20 protein-coding genes, 1 tRNA gene and 1 pseudogene are annotated in these 19,178 nt (G+C 68.9%); 8 read left to right on the forward strand and 14 right to left on the reverse strand.

Annotated elements, in window-relative coordinates; all coding sequences use genetic code 11:
• The first annotated feature begins 231 nt into the window (after window positions 1-231).
• Together MRBLMG1_RS20790 and MRBLMG1_RS20795 are read left to right on the forward strand one after the other, a co-directional pair.
• Window positions 232-540, forward strand: a complete 309-nt coding sequence (locus MRBLMG1_RS20790) for a hypothetical protein (protein WP_367825591.1) — start codon at window positions 232-234, stop codon at window positions 538-540.
• Between the two features lie 14 nt (window positions 541-554).
• Window positions 555-983, forward strand: a complete 429-nt coding sequence (locus MRBLMG1_RS20795; RefSeq protein ID WP_367825592.1) for a Mu transposase domain-containing protein — start codon at window positions 555-557, stop codon at window positions 981-983.
• A 6-nt stretch (window positions 984-989) separates the two neighbouring features.
• Here MRBLMG1_RS20795 and MRBLMG1_RS20800 read toward each other — a convergent pair whose 3' ends face one another.
• The gene (locus MRBLMG1_RS20800) at window positions 990-1,271 is read right to left on the reverse strand and encodes a hypothetical protein (RefSeq protein WP_367825593.1); all 282 of its coding nucleotides are present in this window, start codon (window positions 1,269-1,271) and stop codon (window positions 990-992) included.
• Between the two features lie 58 nt (window positions 1,272-1,329).
• On the opposite strand from MRBLMG1_RS20800, the gene MRBLMG1_RS20805 reads away from it, so the two are divergent.
• Complete coding sequence (locus tag MRBLMG1_RS20805) at window positions 1,330-1,464, forward strand: hypothetical protein (protein ID WP_367825594.1); 135 nt, start codon at window positions 1,330-1,332, stop codon at window positions 1,462-1,464.
• 644 nt (window positions 1,465-2,108) lie between these two features.
• On the opposite strand, the gene MRBLMG1_RS20810 is transcribed toward MRBLMG1_RS20805, so the two are convergent.
• The 3 genes from MRBLMG1_RS20810 to MRBLMG1_RS20820 all read right to left on the reverse strand — a co-directional run bounded on the left by MRBLMG1_RS20810 (window position 2,109) and on the right by MRBLMG1_RS20820 (window position 5,247).
• Window positions 2,109-2,924, reverse strand: a complete 816-nt coding sequence (locus MRBLMG1_RS20810; RefSeq protein WP_367825595.1) for a S1 family peptidase — start codon at window positions 2,922-2,924, stop codon at window positions 2,109-2,111.
• A 491-nt stretch (window positions 2,925-3,415) separates the two neighbouring features.
• The gene (locus MRBLMG1_RS20815; protein WP_367825596.1) at window positions 3,416-4,711 is read right to left on the reverse strand and encodes an MFS transporter; all 1,296 of its coding nucleotides are present in this window, start codon (window positions 4,709-4,711) and stop codon (window positions 3,416-3,418) included.
• Window positions 4,708-5,247 (reverse strand): ArsR/SmtB family transcription factor, encoded by a 540-nt coding sequence (locus MRBLMG1_RS20820; RefSeq protein ID WP_367825597.1) that lies wholly within the window; start codon window positions 5,245-5,247, stop codon window positions 4,708-4,710. Before MRBLMG1_RS20820 ends, MRBLMG1_RS20815 begins: the two co-directional genes overlap by 4 nt.
• 545 nt (window positions 5,248-5,792) lie before the next feature.
• Between MRBLMG1_RS20820 and MRBLMG1_RS20825 the strand changes: the two genes are divergently transcribed.
• Complete coding sequence (locus MRBLMG1_RS20825) at window positions 5,793-6,176, forward strand: VOC family protein (RefSeq protein WP_367825598.1); 384 nt, start codon at window positions 5,793-5,795, stop codon at window positions 6,174-6,176.
• Window positions 6,173-7,150: a sigma-70 family RNA polymerase sigma factor gene (locus MRBLMG1_RS20830; RefSeq protein WP_367825599.1), complete on the forward strand. Its 978-nt coding sequence runs from the start codon at window positions 6,173-6,175 to the stop codon at window positions 7,148-7,150. The genes MRBLMG1_RS20825 and MRBLMG1_RS20830 overlap by 4 nt, the downstream gene beginning before the upstream one ends.
• Before the next feature lie 344 nt (window positions 7,151-7,494).
• Here the strand turns inward: MRBLMG1_RS20830 and MRBLMG1_RS20835 are convergent.
• The 4 genes from MRBLMG1_RS20835 to MRBLMG1_RS20850 form a co-directional block, all read right to left on the reverse strand.
• Window positions 7,495-7,614 (reverse strand) — tRNA-Gly (locus MRBLMG1_RS20835).
• 675 nt (window positions 7,615-8,289) lie between these two features.
• Window positions 8,290-9,149, reverse strand: a protein-coding gene (locus MRBLMG1_RS20840) for an IS5 family transposase (protein WP_414721618.1) whose coding sequence is annotated in 2 segments (ribosomal slippage) — window positions 8,290-8,783 and window positions 8,783-9,149 — 861 coding nt in all. Because the reading frame shifts where the segments join, the coding sequence is not laid out codon by codon here.
• A 57-nt stretch (window positions 9,150-9,206) separates the two neighbouring features.
• Complete coding sequence (locus tag MRBLMG1_RS20845; protein WP_367825601.1) at window positions 9,207-9,827, reverse strand: HEAT repeat domain-containing protein; 621 nt, start codon at window positions 9,825-9,827, stop codon at window positions 9,207-9,209.
• Between the two features lie 392 nt (window positions 9,828-10,219).
• On the reverse strand, window positions 10,220-11,350 hold the full coding sequence (locus tag MRBLMG1_RS20850) for a glutamate--cysteine ligase (protein ID WP_367825602.1): 1,131 nt from the start codon (window positions 11,348-11,350) through the stop codon (window positions 10,220-10,222).
• A 719-nt stretch (window positions 11,351-12,069) separates the two neighbouring features.
• On the opposite strand from MRBLMG1_RS20850, the gene MRBLMG1_RS20855 reads away from it, so the two are divergent.
• Window positions 12,070-12,759 (forward strand): restriction endonuclease, encoded by a 690-nt coding sequence (locus tag MRBLMG1_RS20855; RefSeq protein WP_367825603.1) that lies wholly within the window; start codon window positions 12,070-12,072, stop codon window positions 12,757-12,759.
• A 50-nt stretch (window positions 12,760-12,809) separates the two neighbouring features.
• Window positions 12,810-13,019 carry a hypothetical protein gene (locus MRBLMG1_RS20860; RefSeq protein WP_367825604.1) on the forward strand — a complete coding sequence of 70 codons (210 nt, stop codon included), beginning with the start codon at window positions 12,810-12,812 and terminating at the stop codon, window positions 13,017-13,019.
• Window positions 13,020-13,306: 287 nt separating this feature from the next.
• Here the strand turns inward: MRBLMG1_RS20860 and MRBLMG1_RS20865 are convergent, their stop codons facing one another.
• The 6 genes and pseudogenes from MRBLMG1_RS20865 to MRBLMG1_RS20890 all read right to left on the reverse strand — a co-directional run bounded on the left by MRBLMG1_RS20865 (window position 13,307) and on the right by MRBLMG1_RS20890 (window position 18,908).
• Window positions 13,307-14,494, reverse strand: a complete 1,188-nt coding sequence (locus tag MRBLMG1_RS20865) for a PP2C family protein-serine/threonine phosphatase (RefSeq protein ID WP_367825605.1) — start codon at window positions 14,492-14,494, stop codon at window positions 13,307-13,309.
• Between the two features lie 133 nt (window positions 14,495-14,627).
• On the reverse strand, window positions 14,628-15,185 hold the full coding sequence (locus tag MRBLMG1_RS20870) for a hypothetical protein (protein WP_367825606.1): 558 nt from the start codon (window positions 15,183-15,185) through the stop codon (window positions 14,628-14,630).
• A 492-nt stretch (window positions 15,186-15,677) separates the two neighbouring features.
• Window positions 15,678-16,175 (reverse strand): hypothetical protein, encoded by a 498-nt coding sequence (locus MRBLMG1_RS20875; RefSeq protein WP_367825607.1) that lies wholly within the window; start codon window positions 16,173-16,175, stop codon window positions 15,678-15,680.
• A 280-nt stretch (window positions 16,176-16,455) separates the two neighbouring features.
• The gene (locus tag MRBLMG1_RS20880; protein ID WP_367825608.1) at window positions 16,456-17,148 is read right to left on the reverse strand and encodes a D-Ala-D-Ala carboxypeptidase family metallohydrolase; all 693 of its coding nucleotides are present in this window, start codon (window positions 17,146-17,148) and stop codon (window positions 16,456-16,458) included.
• Window positions 17,149-17,976: 828 nt separating this feature from the next.
• Entirely contained in the window at window positions 17,977-18,459 is a 483-nt protein-coding gene (locus MRBLMG1_RS20885; RefSeq protein ID WP_414721619.1) for an ATP-binding protein, read from the reverse strand.
• Window positions 18,460-18,511: 52 nt separating this feature from the next.
• Window positions 18,512-18,908, reverse strand: a pseudogene (locus MRBLMG1_RS20890) (cupin domain-containing protein).
• A gap of 116 nt (window positions 18,909-19,024) precedes the next feature.
• On the opposite strand from MRBLMG1_RS20890, the gene MRBLMG1_RS20895 reads away from it, so the two are divergent.
• The coding region (locus tag MRBLMG1_RS20895) for a transposase (RefSeq protein WP_367825613.1) at window positions 19,025-19,178 on the forward strand (154 nt) is incomplete at its 3' end.

The following is a 19,178-nucleotide window of genomic DNA, read 5'->3' on the forward strand; positions in this document are numbered from 1 at the left end:
GCCCCAGTAACCGTCACCCTCGTGACCGTAGTACCGCGGACGGAGACCTCGGCTGTGCCGCGCCGCCGGAGCCGGCGCGGTCAAGCGTCGCCAGAGCCGACCATGCTGGCGGAGAGGGCAGTGGGCGTTTTCGGCCCTGGTGAGTAGCGCTTCCCCTGGGCGGCTCCGTTTGGGGCACCTGCTGGCGTGGATGCTCGGGTAAGCCGACCTGCGCCCGGCAGCATGACGGAGGTGAAGCAGACAGGTGGTGGGTACGAGGCTGCTCCAGCATTCGACTCGATTCAGGCCGGGGTGGGGAAGCGGCTGGACGACGTAGCCAAGGTCCTTGCCGGCGCCCTGGTCACGGTGGCCGGTGTCGTGTCCGCTCTCGGGCTGACGAGCGATCTCGTCTTCGTGGCGCTCAACAACGAGTCCTGGCCCGTCTACGTCGCCTCTCTCTGCGCCATCCTTGCGATCGTCTGCAGCATCGTGGCGCCCCACGACAGCGAACCTGCTGCCCGCCTACGACACCTTCGCCAAGTTCGCACGACGCCTGCCTGATCTGGTGCGACGCTGTGAACACGCGCTGGCACCGGGCGAGCGGGCAGATCCCGGCCGACGGACTCGACATCGAGCGCACCACGTTGCACGTCCTCCCACTGGAGCCGCTGGCGGTCGCGCTGGGCGAGGAGCGGGTGGTCGTCTCGGACCGCACCGTCAGCTTCAACTCGGTGCGCTACTCGACCCCGCCCGGCTACACCGGTGCCCGGGTCTGGCGCCGGGTCCTCGGCGACGAGCTATCGATCACGGCGCCCGCACCAAGTCCGGTGACCTGTTGGAGAGTCGAGGACGACCTGGTCTCCATCCTGGAGCACATCGAGGCCAGCAGACACGTCGGCCAGGTCGTCCGCGCGGACGAGGCCCACTCCGTCCAGAACGGCACCATCGCCTGGCAGGCCCTGGGCCGACAGCAGACGGCGGCCGGGGAGTCGAGGGCCGACTGACCGCAGTCAGTCGCCGATGAACCACAGATACAGGTGCAGCCCGCGTTCCACGACCTGGCACAGCTCGCGGGCCTGCCCGACCCAGTCACCGCCCAAGTCCGCAGGAAGCCGGTCGAGTTCCGCCAGCAGCAGCGGCACCTGCCGTTGGTTGAAGACCGCATCCCCATACGGCGTCAGGGCCCAGAGCATCGGGAACTCCGCCGGGTCCAGATCCGCGAAGCCGGCTGTCCACTCCACTCCGGCCTTGGCGCTGGCCACGACGTTCCTGCTGTCTCCACGCACAGCCATATTGATCACCTGCCGAGCCTATCGGCGCCCACCGCGACCCACGAAGGAATTACCGACCGTGACGTTTCCCCAGGCCCCGGCCCTGCCCGAGGAGCTCGACAAGCCGATGCTCCGGATGCGCCTGCCCTACATGCGCCTGGCCAGCACCCGACGTGCTGGCGACCGCCCGGGCCGAGCGGCGGGACCCCGCTGAGGTCCGGCGGTTGCTGATCTCCGAGGAGGTCACCGGCCGCGACGCGGCCACCCGGCGCCTCCGGCTCCACTCGGCGAACTTCCCCCCGGCAAGACCCTCGCGTCCTGGCGGGCCGAGGACTCGACGCCGCCTACGAACGCCGCTCGATCGCGGTGACCAGAACATCCACCCCTCAGGGTTCGACACGATCACGCACAAGCCTCTCGCCGGGGCCAGCACCGATCGCCTCATGCACCACGCTCACCTGGTGACCACCACCGGCGGCTCCCACCGCCTCGCCGAGGCCCTCGCCGGCAAGGGAATGGGCCCCTTGGCCTGACCCCCACCCTCAGGCACACCGCTGGCCATCGGCGTGGTTTTCTGATGGCCACCAGCCCGGACACCCGACGGCCGCCCACCTGGGCATCTCAATGGCCGTTGACAGGACGTAGGCATCGAGACCGCTGCGGTCGGGATCGAGCGAATCGTAGATCGGTCCGGCATCGGTCCTGTTCACCGCCTCCTTTCAGGCGACGATGTCGATGGTGGTGCACTTGCGGAAGACGTCAGACGACGGCCTGGGTCGCGCGACCCAGACACCGCAGTGAGGTGGTCCGGCCCTTTGCGCCGACCGGTTCTGGTGGCACGGCTGACGAAGGAGGTACTCACGCTTGGCGCTTGATGGTCCTGCGTATCCAGTCGGCGTAGGCGGGAACGCTGGTGTAGAGGCCCGGACCGGCCGAGCACGGGACTCCGGCGGCGCCGGGGCCAGAGGTGGTGCCGATGAGTTCCCACCGTCCCCACCGGTCCGTTTGGAGTTGCGGTCCGCCGGAGTCCCCGAAGCACGCCATCGCCTGGGGCACGCGGCTGATGGTGCACAGCCGGGTCCTGTCCGCGTACCCGGGATCGCACTCGGAGGCGCTGCCCGTGCGCGTCTTGAGCTCCTGCAACCGCTCCGCGAACTGCAGTCCTGTGTCGATGGTGGTTCCGAACCCCAGGATCCGGGTCGGGGTGCCGGACTGGCCGACCCGCTTCGCGATGCGGACGGGCTGCTCGGCGACCGGGCGATCCAGACGTACGAGCGCGATGTCGTTCCGGTTGGGCGCCTTCCCCTCACCGTTCGCATAGCCGGGATGTACGACGGTGCGTTCGATCGCCCGTACGGCACCCCCGGACTTCCGCGCCTGGCTGCCGATCCGGACGATCCCTTCCAACTCCAGCCCCTCGCCCTGCACGCAGTGAGCAGCAGTCAGCACCCATTGCGGATCGATCAGAGAGGCCCCGCAGTTCCCGTCGTACACCCCTTGCGTCGGGGCGGACTCCGGGATCACAGCCATGAACGGGTAGCGCTCGGTGGCGTCCGTTCCGTTGACGATGGCTTCTGCGCTGTTGGCCATCAGAGTGGTGCACAGGGCGACGGCGAGAGCGCCGACGGCGGCGGCGCGCGCCCCGCGGCGGCCGACGGACTGCGAGCTGAACATGGAAAGGCCTTCCCTAGGAATCCGGCGTGTCCGTCCACCCTCCTCGGTCCAAGATCCACCGAACATCCCGGTAGCGCCCCGATGTACGTGGGGGTACCCCCCTCACGTTGCCCGACCGGCTGCCGGGGGTTAATCCCTGTTCCGTACCGGGGCGGCCTCTGAAGAAAGTCCGTGGACCAACCCCTGCGGGCTGCCGGGGTCGTCCCCGCTCGTCCCCAACCCCTACCCGGTGCCGGAGCTCCACTTCGACGCGCATCAGTACGACGCCGAAGTGGCTCGCGCCGAAGCGGACCGCTGGTGGCAGGTGTACGTGTAGTCCACTACGTCCCGTCCCGTACCTTCACGACGTCATGCCGCCGTTACCGCGGGGATGAATCCGATGTTCCGCGGACGCGTCAGGGCTGACGACCAGCACACCGGCCGACGTGTCCGCTTGCCGTGTCCCCGCAGAGGCTGGGCACCCGACCTGCCTCAGGCCTCCGCGGCAGGCGTCATGACGGGTCGGGCGCGCTCTCGTGGACGGGATTCTTGGATGCCGGGTGGTCCGGACTACCGGCCGGGGCGGCGGCGCGTAGCGCGGCTTCGATCCGGCGGTTGCTGGTCATGGATGCCGTGATGGCCGTCATCGCCAGGAGGAGGACGGCGGCGGCGTAGAGCGGGGTGCGGATGTCGTAGGTGGTGGCCAGCCAGCCGCCGAGGAAGGCTCCGACGGGAGCGGCGCACATGGCGAGCATGCGGGAGGTGGAGGCGACCCGCCCCATGAGGTGGGCGGGGACGATCGCTTGCCGGAGGGAAGGAGCGAGCACCATCGTGGCGCCCATGCCGGCTCCGCAGACGGCGAGCGCTAGGCCGGCGAAGTACGGGTTGGGGGCGGCGGCCAGGCCCAGGATGGCGAGTCCTTCGGCGGCGGCTGTGCAGGTCAGTGCGGTGCCGGTGCCGAGGCGGCGGCCAAGGGAGGAGGCGATGCCCGCGCCGAGCAGGCCGCCGGTGGCCTCTGCCGTGAGGAGCAAACCGAAGCCGTACGTGTCGATGCCCAGGCGGTCGTGCGCGAAGAGGGCGAGGACGGTCTCCACGGCGAGGAAGGCGATGTTCCCGACCGCCGGTCGGAGCGCGAGCCCGAGCAGCAACCGGTTCCGGAAGACGTACCTGGCACCTGCCCGGGCCTGCCGGAGCAGCGACTCGCGGACCTCCGGGACGGGCCGCGGCATGGCGGGCAGCGTACGTACGAGCGCTGCGGAGACTGCGAACGACACCGCGTCGGCGAGCAGCGGAACCGCCCGCCCGAGCGCGAGCAGGGCACTGCCCGCGGGCGGCCCCGCGAAGCCGGACATGGCGGTCTGGGCTCCGCGCAAGCGGGAGTTGGCGCGCTCCAACAGCGCGGGGTCCCGGCGGAGCAGGTCCGGCAGATAGGCCGTGGCGGCCGTATCGAAGAAGAGGCCGCCAAGGGCGAGAAGGAACGCGACGGCCGCGAGCAGCGGAATGCTCAGGACGTCGAGCACGGCCGCCACCGCGGGTATCGCGAGCAGCACGGCACGCGCCGTGTCCGCTACCGCCATCGTGCGCCGGCGATCCCAGCGGTCCACCAGCGCGCCGCCGAGCACCCCGAACAGCAGCCACGGCAACGTACCGGCCGCTGTGACGACGGCGAGCGCCATCGGATCCCGCGTCAACGTCAACGCGAGCAACGGCAGCGCGGCGTGCATGACGCCGTCACCGAGCGACGAGACCGTCTGCGCGGTCCACAGCCGTCCGAACCCCGCCGGCAACTTCCGAACGTCTTCAGTCACTTGGTCTCTCCCTCGGCCTGCTCGCGCGACGCCGGCCGGAACAGCGCGAAGACGAGTGACGCGTCAGGCAGCGACGGATCGGACAGCGCCCGGTACTCGTCCGCCAGAGCCTCCAGCCGTGCTCCCAGCTGCGCGAACTGCTCCTCGGTAAGCCTCAGATGCGCCATCCGCACGTGCCGCTCGCCATTCGCCGGCGACGCCTCCAGATCCGCCACCGCATGCCGCATCAGCAGATCCGGCCCTCCCTCGCCCGGATCGGGCAACACGATCGACCGCGCCGCCATCGCGTAATACCGCTCGGTGACCCCCCTCACCTTCCTCGTCCGCACCACCTTCACCAGGCCCGCCCGCTCCAACAGCCGCACGTGATAGCTGGAACTCCCCTTCGCAAGGCCCACCCGCTCGGCGATCTGAGTGATCGTCGCCGGCTCGAAGCGGAGCACGGCCATGATCCGGTGACGCGTGAGATTGGAGACGGCGCGCAGTTGCTCGTCGGTGGTGACGTGAAACGTCTCGGGAAGATCATCCGTAGGCATGTGAGCAATGGTCAACGATTCTTGACCATTGCGCAAGGGGTTTCACGTGGCGGTCTGCGCAGTGCGGTTCGGGGGAGCGCGGTACAGGGGAGCGCGGTACAGGGGAGCCGCGGTGCAAGGGAGGCACACGGGTGCGATTTCAGCGCTGCCTGTCTATCAGTACGTCTACTTCGCTCTGCGCAGCGAGCGCACCACCGCACAGGAGTTGACGGCTGTGCAGGGTGTTGAGCCTGATGAGACGAAGGTCCGTGGCAGCCGCATCGTCCAGACAGAGAGGCTTTCCCCTTCCTGGAGCGGATGTACGGGGGCCCCTGCTCGCGGCCCCTGCGGCTCGGCGGCGGAGTGGACCCCAGCTCAGAGCACTTGCAGGGAGCGCCCGGTGACCGCCCACGGCATGTGTGGCGTACGCGTCGCCAAGCGCACCGCACCCGCCCGGGATCCGCTCGGACGGACCGGTCCTGTTACCTTCGCGCGTCGGCCCTCGTCATAGGTGTGGCGGCCGAGTTCGAACGGTCGTCGCACCAACGAGTGAATCGAGGGCCGGGATGCTGACCAACATCATGTACGTGACCGTCTACGTGTCCGATCAGGACCGCGCGCTGGAGTTCTACACCGGGGGACTGGGCCTGGAGAAGCGGATCGACGTCCCAGGCCCAGACGGGCGCTTCCTCACCGTCGGCGTGCCCGGAAGTCCGGTGCAGATCATCCTCTGGTCGCATGCGCCGGCCGCGGGGCAGCCGGGCGGCGAGGGCGTCCCCGGTCCACTGATCCTCGAATCCGAGGACTTGCGAAGGGATTTCGAGAGCATGCGCCGGCGTAATGTCACTTTCGAGGAGTCAGAGCCCGTGGACTATCCGTTCGGGGTCCGCGTCGAGGCGGTGGATCCGGACGGCAATCGGATCTCTCTCCGCGAGCAGCGCAAGCCGTGACCGCTCACCCGTCCGGCCTCGTGGCCGAGGCGTTCGAGGCCCAGCGCCACCGGCTGCACGCCGTCGCGTACCGCGTGCTGGGCTCGCACGCCGACGCGGAGGACGTGGTCCAGGAGGCCTGGATGCGCCTCAGCCGTCAGGACGAGACGGCGATCGGCAACCTGGCGGGCTGGCTGACCACCGTCGTCGGCCGAATCAGCCTGGACGTCTTGAGATCTCGCCGGGCCCGCCCCGAAACCGCCTACGAACAAGAGTTCGCGAACCTCGTGGTGACACCCGACGACGCCCTCGCGCCGGACGAGCAGGTGGCGCTGGCCGACTCGGTCGGCCTCGCCCTCCTCATCGTGCTCGACTCCCTCACCCCGAGCGAACGCCTGGCGTTCGTCCTGCATGACATGTTCGCCGTCCCCCTGCAGGAAGTCGGACGAATCCTGGGCAAGTCCACCGCTGCCACCAAGATGGCCGCCAGCCGTGCCCGCCGCAAGGTCCAGGCCACGGACCGGCCGACGGGCACTGGTCGCGAGCACCGGGAGGCCGTCGAGGCCTTCGGCGCCGCCGCCCTCAGAGGTGACTTCGAAGCGCTCCTGCGCGTCCTGGACCCCAACGTGAAGCTGACCGTCGACACCCCCGGCGGCGTGGTTGTGACTCTCGGCGCCACCAAGGTCGCCGCCGGCGCCGGCATGTTCTCGGGCACGGTCGCCCGCCAACGCCCCGTGCTGGTCAACGGCGTCCCCGGCCACATGACCTGGGGCCCCGACGGAATCCCACTCTCCATCATCGTCTTCACCGTCAACGCAGGCAGGATCACCGGCATCCACATCGTCGTCGATCCGGCCAAACTCGCCGGGATCGCTCTGCAGGCCCCGGCTGATCCGGTGCCATGCAAAGGCAGGCGTTGTGCGGTAGGCCGTGAGGTAGAGCCGACGGAGCGTATGGCTGAGGGGCTGGACACGGCGGCCGCAGTTGGCGGCTGACCGCTGCCAGGGAGCCGGAGGGCATGCAGGACGCGGCTATGGTCCGCTTGGCGCGTTGGGCGTCGCCGCGTTCGCCGGAGCGGCCGCGTACTGGGGTCCGCTGCGAGCTCAGAACGCATCGCGCCAGGAAGCAGAACAACGGCGCGAGAGTGCGCAGGCGGATGCCGTAGAGGCGAGGGCACACGAGCGTCGGAGCGCCAGGTAGCATGCGTGGCTCTCATCCGGCTCGGGAGGCGCCCCGATGGCGGCCAGGCCGACGTTCACGATTTCGGGCTCTGGCACAACTTCTGTGGGCCTGGCGCTAGGCGGCAGGTCTGTGCGTCGTACTACGTCTGGGTCGGCTGCGGTGCCGACGGGATTTGAACCCGCGAGACAGATAGGAGCAGGTCCGCCCCGTCCCCGTCAGTCGCCGTGGGAGGGACCTCTCCCACGGCGATCGCAATGGACCGCTCTGCCACGGCACCGCAACCTGCGGGAATGCGCGCACTCCCGGTCTGACCAAGCGTAAAGGCACTGTTCTCTGCGGACGAATCCTTATCCGGGAGAAGTTGTGCCAGAGCGCGAGTTTGGGAGGCACCCGCTGCTGAGCGATGGGCACATGTACCGGGGTGTGCTCAGACTCCAGTGGCCGCGCATGGTGGAACGCGCTGCCGCCATCGTCACCAGCCACGACGAGACCGGCGGGTGTTCCCTCCGGCAGTGCTACTGCCGGCTCGTTGCGGAGGGCCTGATCCCGCACACTGCGCGGACTTCTCGGCGTCTGTCCTTCCGTACGTGGTCTGCGAGAAGGGCACCTTGCGGGCGCAGTTGACCAGCTGGCTGGACGGCAAGGGCGCTTCCGTGCTCGCCGTCCGGGGTTTCGGCAGCCAGAGCTACGTGCAGGTCGTCCGCGAGCGCACAGCCCGCGACCCGTTCCCGGCGGTGCTGCTTTACGTCGGCGACTTCGACGCTTGCGGACCGGACCACGGGCGGAGAACGGCAGCGGCGACGACTCAGCGCCTACGCGAAGGGGTGCCCTCTGAAGCGCATGTGAGTAGTGGTGGAGTACAGGAAGTCCGGGCAAGAATGATCTTGCTAGGGTTCACGCAAGACCTGGGGCGTTCGACAACCTCACATGTGAACGGGCTTAGGCGGTGTCTTCAAAGAGGGTTGAGCCAGAGGAACAGGGATGCGATGGTGACGGCCGCCTGGTAGGACTCTCGGGTTTTGTCGTAGCGAGTGGCGATCGCGCGGTACTGCTTGAGGCGGTTGAAGCAGCGTTCGACGACGTTGCGCTTCTTGTAGAGCTGTTTGTCGAAGGCGCATGGTCTGCCTCCGTCGCGGCCTCTGCGGGTTCGGTTGGCCCGCTGGTCGCGGCGTTCGGGGATGGTGTGGCCGATCCCGCGTTTGCGCAGGTAGGCGCGTATCTTGCGGGAGCTGTACCCCTTGTCGCCCAAGACGTGGTCCGGGCGGGTTCGGGGCCGTCCGGGCCCGGCACGGCGGACCCGGATGGTGTCCATGACGTCCTCGAAGCGGGTGCAGTCGGCGGCGTTGCCGCCGGTGAGGACGAAGCCGAGCGGCCGGCCGCGACCGTCGCAGGCAAGGTGGATTTTCGTGGTCAGTCCGCCTCGGGATCGTCCGAGGGCGTGATCACATACTTCGTCCCCCGACTCCGCCCCCTTTTTCGGGCGCCGGCGGCATGCTGGTGGGCCCGCGCGACCGTCGAGTCGACCGACACCAGCCAGTCGATGTCGCCGGCGGCGTCCTTCTCCGCCTGGACCGCGGCCAGCATCCGTGTGAACGTCCCGTCCAGAGCCCACCTGCGAAAACGCGTGTACAGAGTCCTCCAGGACCCGTACCGATCCGGCACATCACGCCACGCCGACCCCGTCCGCAGCTTCCACACGATCCCATTCAGCACCCGCCGGTCGTCCAACCTCGGCCGCCCCGAAGACGCCCGCGGCAACAGCCCGGACAGCGCTTCCCACTCCCCATCCGTCAGCTCATGACGACGCACCATGCCGACATGATCCCCCATCGGAACCTTTTGAAGACACTGCCTAGGGTGCGGGTCGGCCTACAAGGGCCGGTAAGTGCCGTAGTTCCCCGCAAGGGAGTTCGTGGCGGCTTCAGCGACATCGGATCGGCGGCTGGAGAGGCATGAGGTGGGGAAGTCGTGCGCTCTCTGCCCTGTCCAGCCGGCCGCGGCGATAGTGGGCCAGAAGTAGATCCTTTCCTGTGGAGGCCTGGCTTCGATGAAGTCGAGGACGTCGGTCACGGTTTCCTCATCCAGGGCAAGCCGGAGCATGGCAATGGCCTGCAACGCTCCGCCCACAAGAGTCTCGGTACCGGTACTCAGACACCAGCGAACCGCCTCAGCGTGTGAGTACTCCATGTAGCTCAGCCGGATGATGGCGTCGCCGCCGGCAGTGTGAACCGCATGGAGAGTTTCACGCTGAAGGACAAGATGTCGCAGGTAGGGAAGGTCAGACAGGGAGCCGCATGTGCCGAGCGCCACGGTCATTTGGTATTGGGTCTCCCAGGTCCGCGGATCTCCTACCTCCTTCTTCAGGGCTTCGAGCAGGGCAGGGCCGGCATATGAGTCGCCCAGTTTTCGAAGTCGCTTCGCGGCTGAGCGGCGCTTGGCGGAACTGCGGTCTTGAAGCTGGCGGATCGCCTCAACGGCGTCGAGAGCCACGGTCTCTCCTACTGGATATGGACGACACTGAACCCTATTCGGCTTGTCTGACAGTGCCGCCGAGGATCTCACCGGGCGAGGCCAGAAGCAGCGGACGGGCCGAGTCGGCGTAGCGCATCGCGGTTCGCCATCGCCGTCACAGCAAACCTCTCCGTACAGCTCATGCAATGACTGATAGCCATGCCGACCTGGACGTCATCGACATACGTCTCGGTCAGGGGCCGACCCCCCTTGACCACAGAGACAGCTGACGAACAGGACACATGCGCCCACTCCCGACCCGCCCTTCGCGCGCGTCGGAGAGGTGTCGCGTGCCGTGATCTCTTCAACGGGGCGAGGGGCGAGGGCGTCGGGGCGCTCGCAGCGGGGTGGGCGGCAGTCAACTTCCGGAGCTACTCCAGCCGGGTGCTGTCTTCCGTCGTGATCCGGGCGCAGGCGCGGACGACGTCGCCGAGTTCCATCCCGCTTTCGTGCAGCTCGCGCTGGCGCCGGGCCCCTCCACCGCGCACCAGGAGGTCCTTGAGGGCGGTGCGCGCCCGGTCGAGGTCGCCGGTTTCCCGCAGGGCGTCTTCGGTGTGCGCGATGAAGGCGTCGAAAGCCGCCTCAGGCGGGATCGGTCGCAGCGTATGAGGGTCGAGCAACGGGCCCTCCGAACCTGAGCGGGCGGCCTGCCAGGCCGCGAGCCGGAGCAGTTCGATCGGAATACGAGGCACGGGCCGGCCCGACCGCCAGGCGCGCGCCTCGGTCTCGACCAGGGCCCGGGCGAGCGTGGCCATGAGTACCGTCGTGTCGGGCTCGAGACAGACGTCGGCGACGCGGATCTCGACAGTGGGGAAGTTGTGGGAGAGGCGGGCGTCGAAGTAGATCATGCCCTGGTCGCGCAGGACCCCGGAGCCCAGCATGTCGCGCACGCGGGCGTGGTAGCCGGCCGCACTGCCGAACGGCTCGTAGGGGCCTGCAGACGGGAGTCGGTACCAGACCCGGCTGCGGTAGCTGGCGTATCCCGTGTCCTGCCCCTGCCAGAACGGCGAATTCGCGCTGATCGCGGTGAGGAGCGGCAGCCACGCACGGATCCGGTCGAGGACGCCGACGCCCTCCTCGTCCGACTCGATGGACACATGCACGTGACAGCCGCCGGTCAGCTGCTCCTGCGCCGTCAGGGCGAACTGGTCGGCCATCCAGCGGTACCGCCGCCCCAGGTTCCGGGAGGGCTGTACGGCGAGCGGCGAGGTCGCCAGCGCGGCCACCTGGGCACCGACACCTTCCGCATGGCGCCCGGCCTCCCCTCGCCACCGGACGATCTCCTCACGCAGCGCGCCCATGTCGCTGACAGGGCGCGTGGCGAACTCCAGCTGCTCCTGATGCAGCTCCTTCTCGAAGACGTCCCCCGCCTCCTCACCGGCCGCCGCGGCAAGTACGGCGGACGACAGAGCAAGCGGTTCGCCGGTCCGGGCGCTGACGAGCAACAGCTCCTCCTCCACGCCTACCGTGCGGGTCTTGTGCTGCGTCGGGATCTCGGCCACGCGGTTCTTCCTTCCGGGCGGAACATCTCGCTGATCTTCGGTGCGCTCAGGCGCATACCCAGGATCGGGCGGATCAGCCGGGCGGGCACGGGCGCTCCTTCAGCGCGGGTTTCCGCGGGACCGAAGGCAGACCCCTCGTTTCGGACCGATAGGTCTGTTTGCCGAGGCCAGGCCAGCCCTGGGCCGCTTAGTACGACCGGGCCAGTCGGCAGCGTCCGCCGCTCGGGACCTACCCACTGCCCAAGATCGCAACGGGTGGCTGATTGGCAACCCACTGTCAGTGGTGAGCTCTACATTGATCGGTTGCGCGAGAAGCGCGCGATCGACCCGGGGGAATCGACCAGGGGAGGGGCTTCGGCTTTGCCGTTCGTCAAGGGGTACACCAAGCGGGACGGAACAGGGGTCCGGGGACACTGGAGGGCGCCGGCAGGGACGAGTCGGCAGACTGCGCTGGCCATCGGGATCGTGGCGGCCGTGTTCATCTTCGGCGGCTCCGGTACGTCGACGGGCAGCGGCACGGGCGCGGGACGGTTACCGGCGCAGCGGTCCTCATCAGCCGTGACGTATCCGATCAAGTGGCCGGGCTGGGAGAAGCCGACACCCCGCCCGGCCCCGGCCGTGTCCTATCCGATTCGCCGGCCGGAGTGGAAGGACACCGCTTCGCGTCCGGTACCGACAGTGTCATACCTGATCAAGTGGGACCGCAACGGAGACGGACGGTGAGCCGGCGCCCGGCCAGGCGCCCGGCCCGGCGGCGGTCGCGGAGGCCTGACGGCACCGAACAGCTCTTCCTCATCGTCGGCGGCTTGGTCATCGCGGGGGCTGTCATCGCGGCGGTGGTGGACTTCGTACGCGCGTATCCGTGGGTTCCGGTCGTCCTGGTGCTGCTCGTGGGCACGGCGGCAGCGGCCTGGGTAGCCGGCCGGCGGCGAGCCGCACAGTGGGAGCGGGTGCGCTCCCAGGGGCTGCGGTATGCCCTGACGCACCTGGACGCCCTGCATCACCGGCAGTTCGAGCACGCGGTACGGGACCTGATGCGGCGCGACGGGTGCACGGACGCGGTGCAGGTCGGTGGCGCTGGGGACAACGGTGCGGACGTCAAAGCCACCGACCCGTACGGACGGCGCTGGGTGATCCAGTGCAAACACCGACGGGCCGGCCTGTCTGGCGCCGCAGTGGGCAGCCCGGATCTCCAGGTCCTCAACGGCACCGGCCGTCCCGTCCACAAGGGCGACGTCGTCGTGCTCGTCACCAACGGCAGATTCTCCAAGCCCGCCCTCGAATTCGCCCGCTCCCAGCGCCTGCACCTGGTCGACCGCACCATGCTGGGCGACTGGGCGAGCGGATCACGACCCCTATGGGAGCTCCTACGGGCGGTGCCACCGCCACGCCGGCCCCCGTCTGGCTGACTGCCTCCCGTACGAAGCAGCTCCGGGGAGCCTGCTTCCGGGGCTGCTTCGTGTTCGATCGAGACGTCGGCGCGCTGACGTCGCTCATGGCAGACATCGCCGGCCACCGGCCCGTCGCCGATTCCGCCGCATGCGGATTCAGTCACGTGGAGCTGTTCTGCGCCGGGCCGGTTGCCGACGGTATCGCCGGGCAGTTCCACAGCAGCGGAGGTCGAGGAAGCCATTCCGGCTGGCAGCTGGCCGCCACGCTCTTCGGCTGAGGTCAGGGCGACGTCACCCTCACCGCCGTGTCCGCCACGACCAGTCCGCCACCGGCCTCCCGGCCGGCCTGTCCATTGCCCCGACCAGACCCCGATCCGGTGCGCCAGCGCAAGGACGGCTCCTGTGCGTCGCGGGCGCAGGGGCGCCCCGATGTCCGGTGGCGGACCGCCGCGTGCGGATGGGGCGAAGTCTCGTCCGCTGACGCTGGTCGCAGCAGTCTGCCGGTGCACGTGTCCGGGCAGTCGCTCTCGAGGCAGGAGGACCGGACTGGGGAGAGGTCCTTGTCTCACACAGCGTGGTCTGTCGGGGCCGGATGCCACTCAGCCAACACAATGGTGGCGTCGTCCCTGAGGCGGTGGTCCTGATGGTTCAGGATTTCGTGCAGCAGGCGGCGCAGGGCTTCCGGGGCCGGATCGCCCGCGGCCATGGCGCGGATCACGGTGTCGGCGAGTCGTTCCTCGCCGAAGAGGTCCCCCTGGGTGGAGCGGGCCTCGGTGACGCCGTCGCTGTAAAGCAGGACCCGGTCGCCGGGCTGTAGGCGTGTCCGGTGCACTGTCGGCGGGGAGGTGGTGTGGAAGGCCCATCCGAGGGGGAGGTCGGGTTCCCGTTCGAGCATGCGCGGCAGGACCTGGCCGTCGCGGATCAGTAGCGGCGGCGGGTGGGCGCAGTTGACCCAGGTGAACGTGCCGTCGAAGACGTTGAGATTGGCGATGACCGCGGTCATGAGGCGGTCGGTGAACCATTCGTTCAGGATGGTGTCGATCGCCGGGATGATGTCACCGAGGGTGCCGCCTGAGCGGCGGGTGGCTCGGCAGGCGGCGAGGCCGGCGGCGCTTGCTCCGCCGGATGCGAGGTCGTGCCCCATGGAGTCCAGCAGTGTCAGGTGCAACGCGTCCTGGGTGATGCTGTGGTCGAAGGCGTCGCCGCCGATGTCGTACGCGGGCTCGAGCACTGCGGACGACGTCACACGTGTGGTGCCGATCGTGCGTGGGGGCAGGAACGCCCACACCAACTCGCCTTGCACGGTCATCTTCCGGCGCCGCTCCGCTTCGATCAGAAGGTCGTTGTGTGACGACTTCGACACCAGGAGCAGTGCGGCCACACCCGTCAGCGCCTCGCACCACCTGATCAGGTCCTCGTCGAGATCCGGTGCGGTGGCCTTCAGTACACCGAGGCGTTCGATCCCGTCGATCATCGGCACCCAGACGGTGCCGCCGTCCCGTGAACGCTGTGTCCGCTCCGTGCGGTAGGCCAGGCCCGCCAGCGAGCCGTCGATGTCCAGCATCTCTGCCTCGGTCGCCACGGGCTGTGGCAACGCCACCAGGCGGGTCTGCTGCAGGTCGGTCACGTACATGCAGGTACCGTCCAAGCCCATGCGCCGGCCTGCCTGGAACACGAGCCCGGCGAGTTCCCCGCCCGCTACCGTGTGTGAATCGGTAACCATGTCCGACAACACGTTCTCGCTCGACTCCATGGCAAAGCCCTTCCGCCGGTGCGCAGCGCACGGTCCCACCAGATACCGAGCGTAGCCGCCCGAGCGAGCACCGACTGGCTGACGTGCCCGGACGCGCAGTGGCCGGATGCCGCTAGAAGGCGGAAGCCTCGCGTCAGGGCCGAAGGCCGATGCGGTTGAGGGCGACCATGCTGAGGTCGGCGATGGCTTGCCGGTCCCCCTGACGCCAGGCTTCGGCCCATCCGCCTGGCGGCGCCGGGAGCCCGGCGAGTGCGCCCGGAGGACCGGTGAGGGCGCGCAGGGCGAGCAGGTCCGCGCCTCCGGGGGCTTCCGCGAGGCGGCGCAGGGTGCTGCTGCGCCGGATCCAGAGCAGACGCGGCGGGAGCCACACCAGCAGGACGAACAGCACCGGGATGAGGATGAGGGCCGTCGTGACCACGTTCGCGACCTGGCTGACGGTCTCCTGGAGCGACACCCCCGCGTCGGCGAAGCCGGAGCCGGCGCTGGCCGCGGCCTGGAGCGGCTTCTTCAGGATGTCACCGATGAGCGGCACGTCCGATGCAGCGTCTCCCGCGTTGCCGAGTTCTTCAGCAAGGCTGTCGCCGGCACTCTCCACCTTGCGCCCCGGTTCGGCCAGCAGCAGGATCGCCTCGCGGACGGCGAAGGCCGCCCACACTGCGGCGGCGATCAGGGCGACGGCGATCAGGTCCACAAGCACCTGAAGGTTTCGGCGTGCGGGTGTCTGGGCGTAGAAGCGCAATCAAGAGCTCCTGTTCGAGTCCGGGCATAGACAAGATCCGGCGCGACCCAGCCGACCGGCCGTCGGCTCCCACTGTCGCACCCCCCCTCGTGGGCAAACCTGCAAGACACGAGGCACCTCGGAAGTCCCGCACCGACTCGACATCAGCCCTGAAGGCCATTTGCCGCACCCGAAAGTTGCTCAGCCGCGTAAGAACGCCCCCATCCCACCGGCGACATCTACAGCGTCGGACGCGTCATCGCCGGGGGCGCTCACCGGCCCGATCCCCGCCTCCAACCTGCCCATGGCTCGCTAGCCGGCAGCGAGATGCCGCGGCCGCTGTTGAGGTACGGGTCGGCCGCGAGCTGCTCCATGAGGGCGTCGTGCAACTCGTCGAGGGCTTTGTACAGCTCGTTCAGCGTGCCGCCGAGGCACGCCGCCAGCCCTTCGGTGAAACGGCGGGGCTCAGGGCTGCGACATGACCTCGTCCAGGACCGGGCCCAGTCCGCGTGCGTCGACCCGTGCCCGCATCGCGGCCAGCCCGGGGGTGTCCGGCACGAACAAGCCGTGCAGCATGTAGATCGCGTAGAACGACCGCAGGCCGATCAGCGCTCTTCGCGCCCGCGCCAGCTCCTCGTCGCTGGCTTGCTGTATCTGCTCCAGGGCATCGGTCTCATCGAGCAGCTCCCGCTGCACGGTCCCCGCCACCGCGCGCCGGTCCAGGAGTCGCGTGGTGCGGACATTGTGGGCCCACTCCTCCTCCAGTCCCGAGCCGAGCGCCCGGCCCATCAGCCGCTCACGGGTGGTGGAGTCGGATGCGGTGAGCAGCACGCGTACGATCCGCACACCGGCTCCCATGGCCCGTTCGAACATGGCGGTGGCCTTGGCTAACCCACGCGCCGTGTTCGTGTAGATCAGACGCTGGTAGCGCCGACGGGAGAAGTTCGCCCACACGGCCGCCACATTGACCCTGTGGTCCCCCTGAGCGGTCGGGGGCGTACGCCGGAGCCGGGTTGCACCTGCCCCCCGAAGCCGCCGTCGACGTTGGCGCGAGAGACGGCCGAGGCACGGAGTAGCGCCGAGCCCTCCCATCCCACGGTCGTCTTGCCAACCCCTGCCCGCCCGCCGATGAGGAGTACTTCCGCGTGGGCCATGCGGGCAGGCAGGGTGTCAGCGGTCGACGGCGTCCTGCGACCCGACGTCGTGCCGTCCGTTGCCCGAGTACGAGGACGCCGTCGCGTCGTCAGATGCCGCAGCTGGACGCCGACCAGAAGCGCGCGTCCCGGTGGTCGACGTGGGCGTGGTCGCTGTGTCCGGGGTAGCCCGGGCCGAGGATCCCGTTGAAGCCGTGGTTACGGGCCTGCTGGGCCAGCAGGCACAGTGAGTGGGGGCCGGAGCCCAGGTCGGCCGCGTCGCCGTAAAGATGGCGGCTCGAGGCGGCGCCGCCGACGGCGTCGTTGCAGGCCTGGCTGCGGAAGCCGCTGGTGACGCGGATGCTCTGGTCGCCGAGGGCGTGCCGCAGGGCCTCCAGCTTCCACATGGTGCGCAGGGCGTTGGACTTGGCGGTGGCCGCGCTCACGGCGCCGCCGGCCCAGGTTGTGTTGCAGGTGTTGAGTTCGGCGTAGGAGAAGTGGACGGGGGTGCAGTCGTCGTCCTGGAGCGCGTAGATCTTGCTGAAGGTCGCGGGACCTGCGACACCGTCGGCGGCCAACCCGTAAGCGGCCTGGAAGCGCTTGACGGCGGCCGCCGTCCCGGGGCCGTAGGCGCCGTCGATCGCGAGCACCCCGCCGTAGCCGGGATACCCGGCCACTCGAATCTGCAGCGCCGTGACGTCGGCGCCGGAGGCGCCCTGGGAGAGGGTGCGCGACCAGGTGTAGCAGGCGTCGGCCTGGGCGGCACCGGCGGTGGCGACCACCCCACCCACAGAGGCAGCCATGATCATGACAAGTGAAAGGAGCAAGCGAAGTGGCAGGGAGCGCAGGGGACGTCGGGACATCGATCCTCCATGGCCTCACGAATCCGAGGTGACCCAGGGGTGAGAGTCCCCCCGAGACTGACGGCCCGGTCGACGCGCGTCAACCACGCCGGACCGAGCGCCATTTGTTGAGCCAATGGCGCCCGGATGAACGGGACGGCGCCCCTGCCCCACCCTGGCGGTGGACACGAGCAGGACGGGCGCCAGCGGGCGTCAGGGCATGAACCTTCGGGGCGTCGCCTGTCCCCTCTCGCGCCACAGCACGCCCTGCACCACTCCAGGCCACGCGACCGACAGGCGCCGTCCGCGAACCCCCGGCAGCGCCTTCTCGGCAACAGGCACTTTTCCCGCAGTTGGCATTCGCCGACTTGGAGGCCATGCGTGTCGTGGCGGGGGCTGTCGATGCGGCTCGCGTCGAACAGGACGCGACGCAGTGGGAATGGGCACCAGGGCATGCTGCGTTCCCTGGCCCGCAGTCCGGTGGGGTGGTGGTCGTCATGGTCGATGCCGTCGTGCATGCGGACGGGGTGACCAGCTTGAGTTCTGGCTGCAGGTGTTCTGGACGGATCAGGGGCAGATCGCCGTGAACGCGGCGGTGAACGTGGCCTGCTGCTGTGAGGCCGACCACGCCACCCATGACATCGACGACCTCACGCTCGTTGTCGACGAAGGGACGTCCCTGGCCCAGGCGTTTGAGGCAGTCTCTGAGCGACAGGTCGGCTGGCTGGTGGACCCGCATGTCGCAAACTACTGGCGGAACCGGGCGGCTCTGCCGCGCCGCTGGACGAGTTACAGGCGGCGACCGAGAGAGCCACCGCGATCGGGCTCGAGTTCTGGCTGGCAGGTGAAGTCGTGCGCTTCCAGGATCTTGTGGTGAGGGAGTTTGGAGAGCCGCAGGCCCTGACGGAACCGCCGGTCGTCGCGTACGGCGGGTTCTTCCGCCAGGATCAGGCCGAGAAGTCGAGACCGGAAAGTCGCCCGGCATTGCCCGCCACGTGATGCCGCCCGCGACCAGGTGCCGTACGGATCCGGCATAGCCTTGCGCCCGACCGCCCACTCCTCCTCGCTCTCGTCTGACGGATTCGGGGGCGCGCGGTTCGGACGATGGCCCGCACTGCTGGACCTGTGAGCGAGGCAATCACACGACCGTGCAACCGCGCCGGACTCCACCACTACGAAAGCACAAGACTGAGGCACTGAGGCACAAGGGCCTCCTGACCAGCCCGGAGAGAAATCGACAATCCCGAGCTGGCCAGGAGGCCCGGCCTTCATGTCTCGGTAGCGGTAAGATCACCCGCTGGCGATTCCGGCATCGTCCTGTCGTTCAGGCGTTGAGAGTGTGTCCAGTCGTCGCGTCCACGTGGGCGGGGATCTCATCGTGGCGGTCGCCCACGGTCGGCGTCCCGGTCGGCTCGAACATGCAGGATCGAGGCACCGGACGGCGCGGACGGCTTGTGCTCCGTACCTGCGGGAACGGTGAAGACCGCCCCCTGCGGCAGTAGGACCGTGCGCTCACCCTCGGGCTCGCGCAAGGAGATGTGCAGCTCCCCGTCGAGCACCAGGAAGAACTCGTCGGTGTCGTCGTGGGCGTGCCAGATGTGTTCGCCCTCGACCTTGGCGACCCGGACGTCGTAATCGTTGACACGGGTGACGATGCGCGGACTCCACAGCGCGTCGAAGGAGGCCAGAGCCTGGGTAAGGGAGACGGGCTGGTTGCTCATGGCCTCATCCTCGGCCGCCCTGCACGGGCGGTGTGAGTGCTAGGGCCTGTGTGATGTCGTGATCAGTTCCTGGGTTCTGGCCTCTCCGCGGGGTGGATCCCGGTAGGACTGTGGTCGTGACGCGTAGGCAACTCACCAATGCTCAGTGGAAGTTCATCGAGCCGTATCTGCCGATCGGTAGGTACGGTCCGTATCCGGAGCGGTTGCGGGAGCAGTTCGAGGGTGTGATCTGGCGGTTTAGGTCCAGTGGTCAGTGGCGGGAGATGCCTG

The sequence above is a fragment of the Streptomyces sp. LMG1-1-1.1 genome (assembly GCF_040815545.1).
GTDB lineage: Bacteria > Actinomycetota > Actinomycetes > Streptomycetales > Streptomycetaceae > Streptomyces.

Bases quoted from the DNA above. Each gene is read 5' to 3' on its own strand.
- MRBLMG1_RS20885 (WP_414721619.1), bottom strand. From the start codon at position 18,459: ATGAAGGCCGGGCCTCCTGGCCAGCTCGGGATTGTCGATTTCTCTCCG.
- MRBLMG1_RS20810 (WP_367825595.1), bottom strand. From the start codon at position 2,924: ATGTTCAGCTCGCAGTCCGTCGGCCGCCGCGGGGCGCGCGCCGCCGCC.
- MRBLMG1_RS20865 (WP_367825605.1), bottom strand. From the start codon at position 14,494: ATGGAGTCGAGCGAGAACGTGTTGTCGGACATGGTTACCGATTCACAC.
- MRBLMG1_RS20825 (WP_367825598.1), top strand. From the start codon at position 5,793: ATGCTGACCAACATCATGTACGTGACCGTCTACGTGTCCGATCAGGAC.
- MRBLMG1_RS20800 (WP_367825593.1), bottom strand. From the start codon at position 1,271: ATGGCTGTGCGTGGAGACAGCAGGAACGTCGTGGCCAGCGCCAAGGCC.
- MRBLMG1_RS20820 (WP_367825597.1), bottom strand. From the start codon at position 5,247: ATGCCTACGGATGATCTTCCCGAGACGTTTCACGTCACCACCGACGAG.
- MRBLMG1_RS20880 (WP_367825608.1), bottom strand. From the start codon at position 17,148: ATGGCTGCCTCTGTGGGTGGGGTGGTCGCCACCGCCGGTGCCGCCCAG.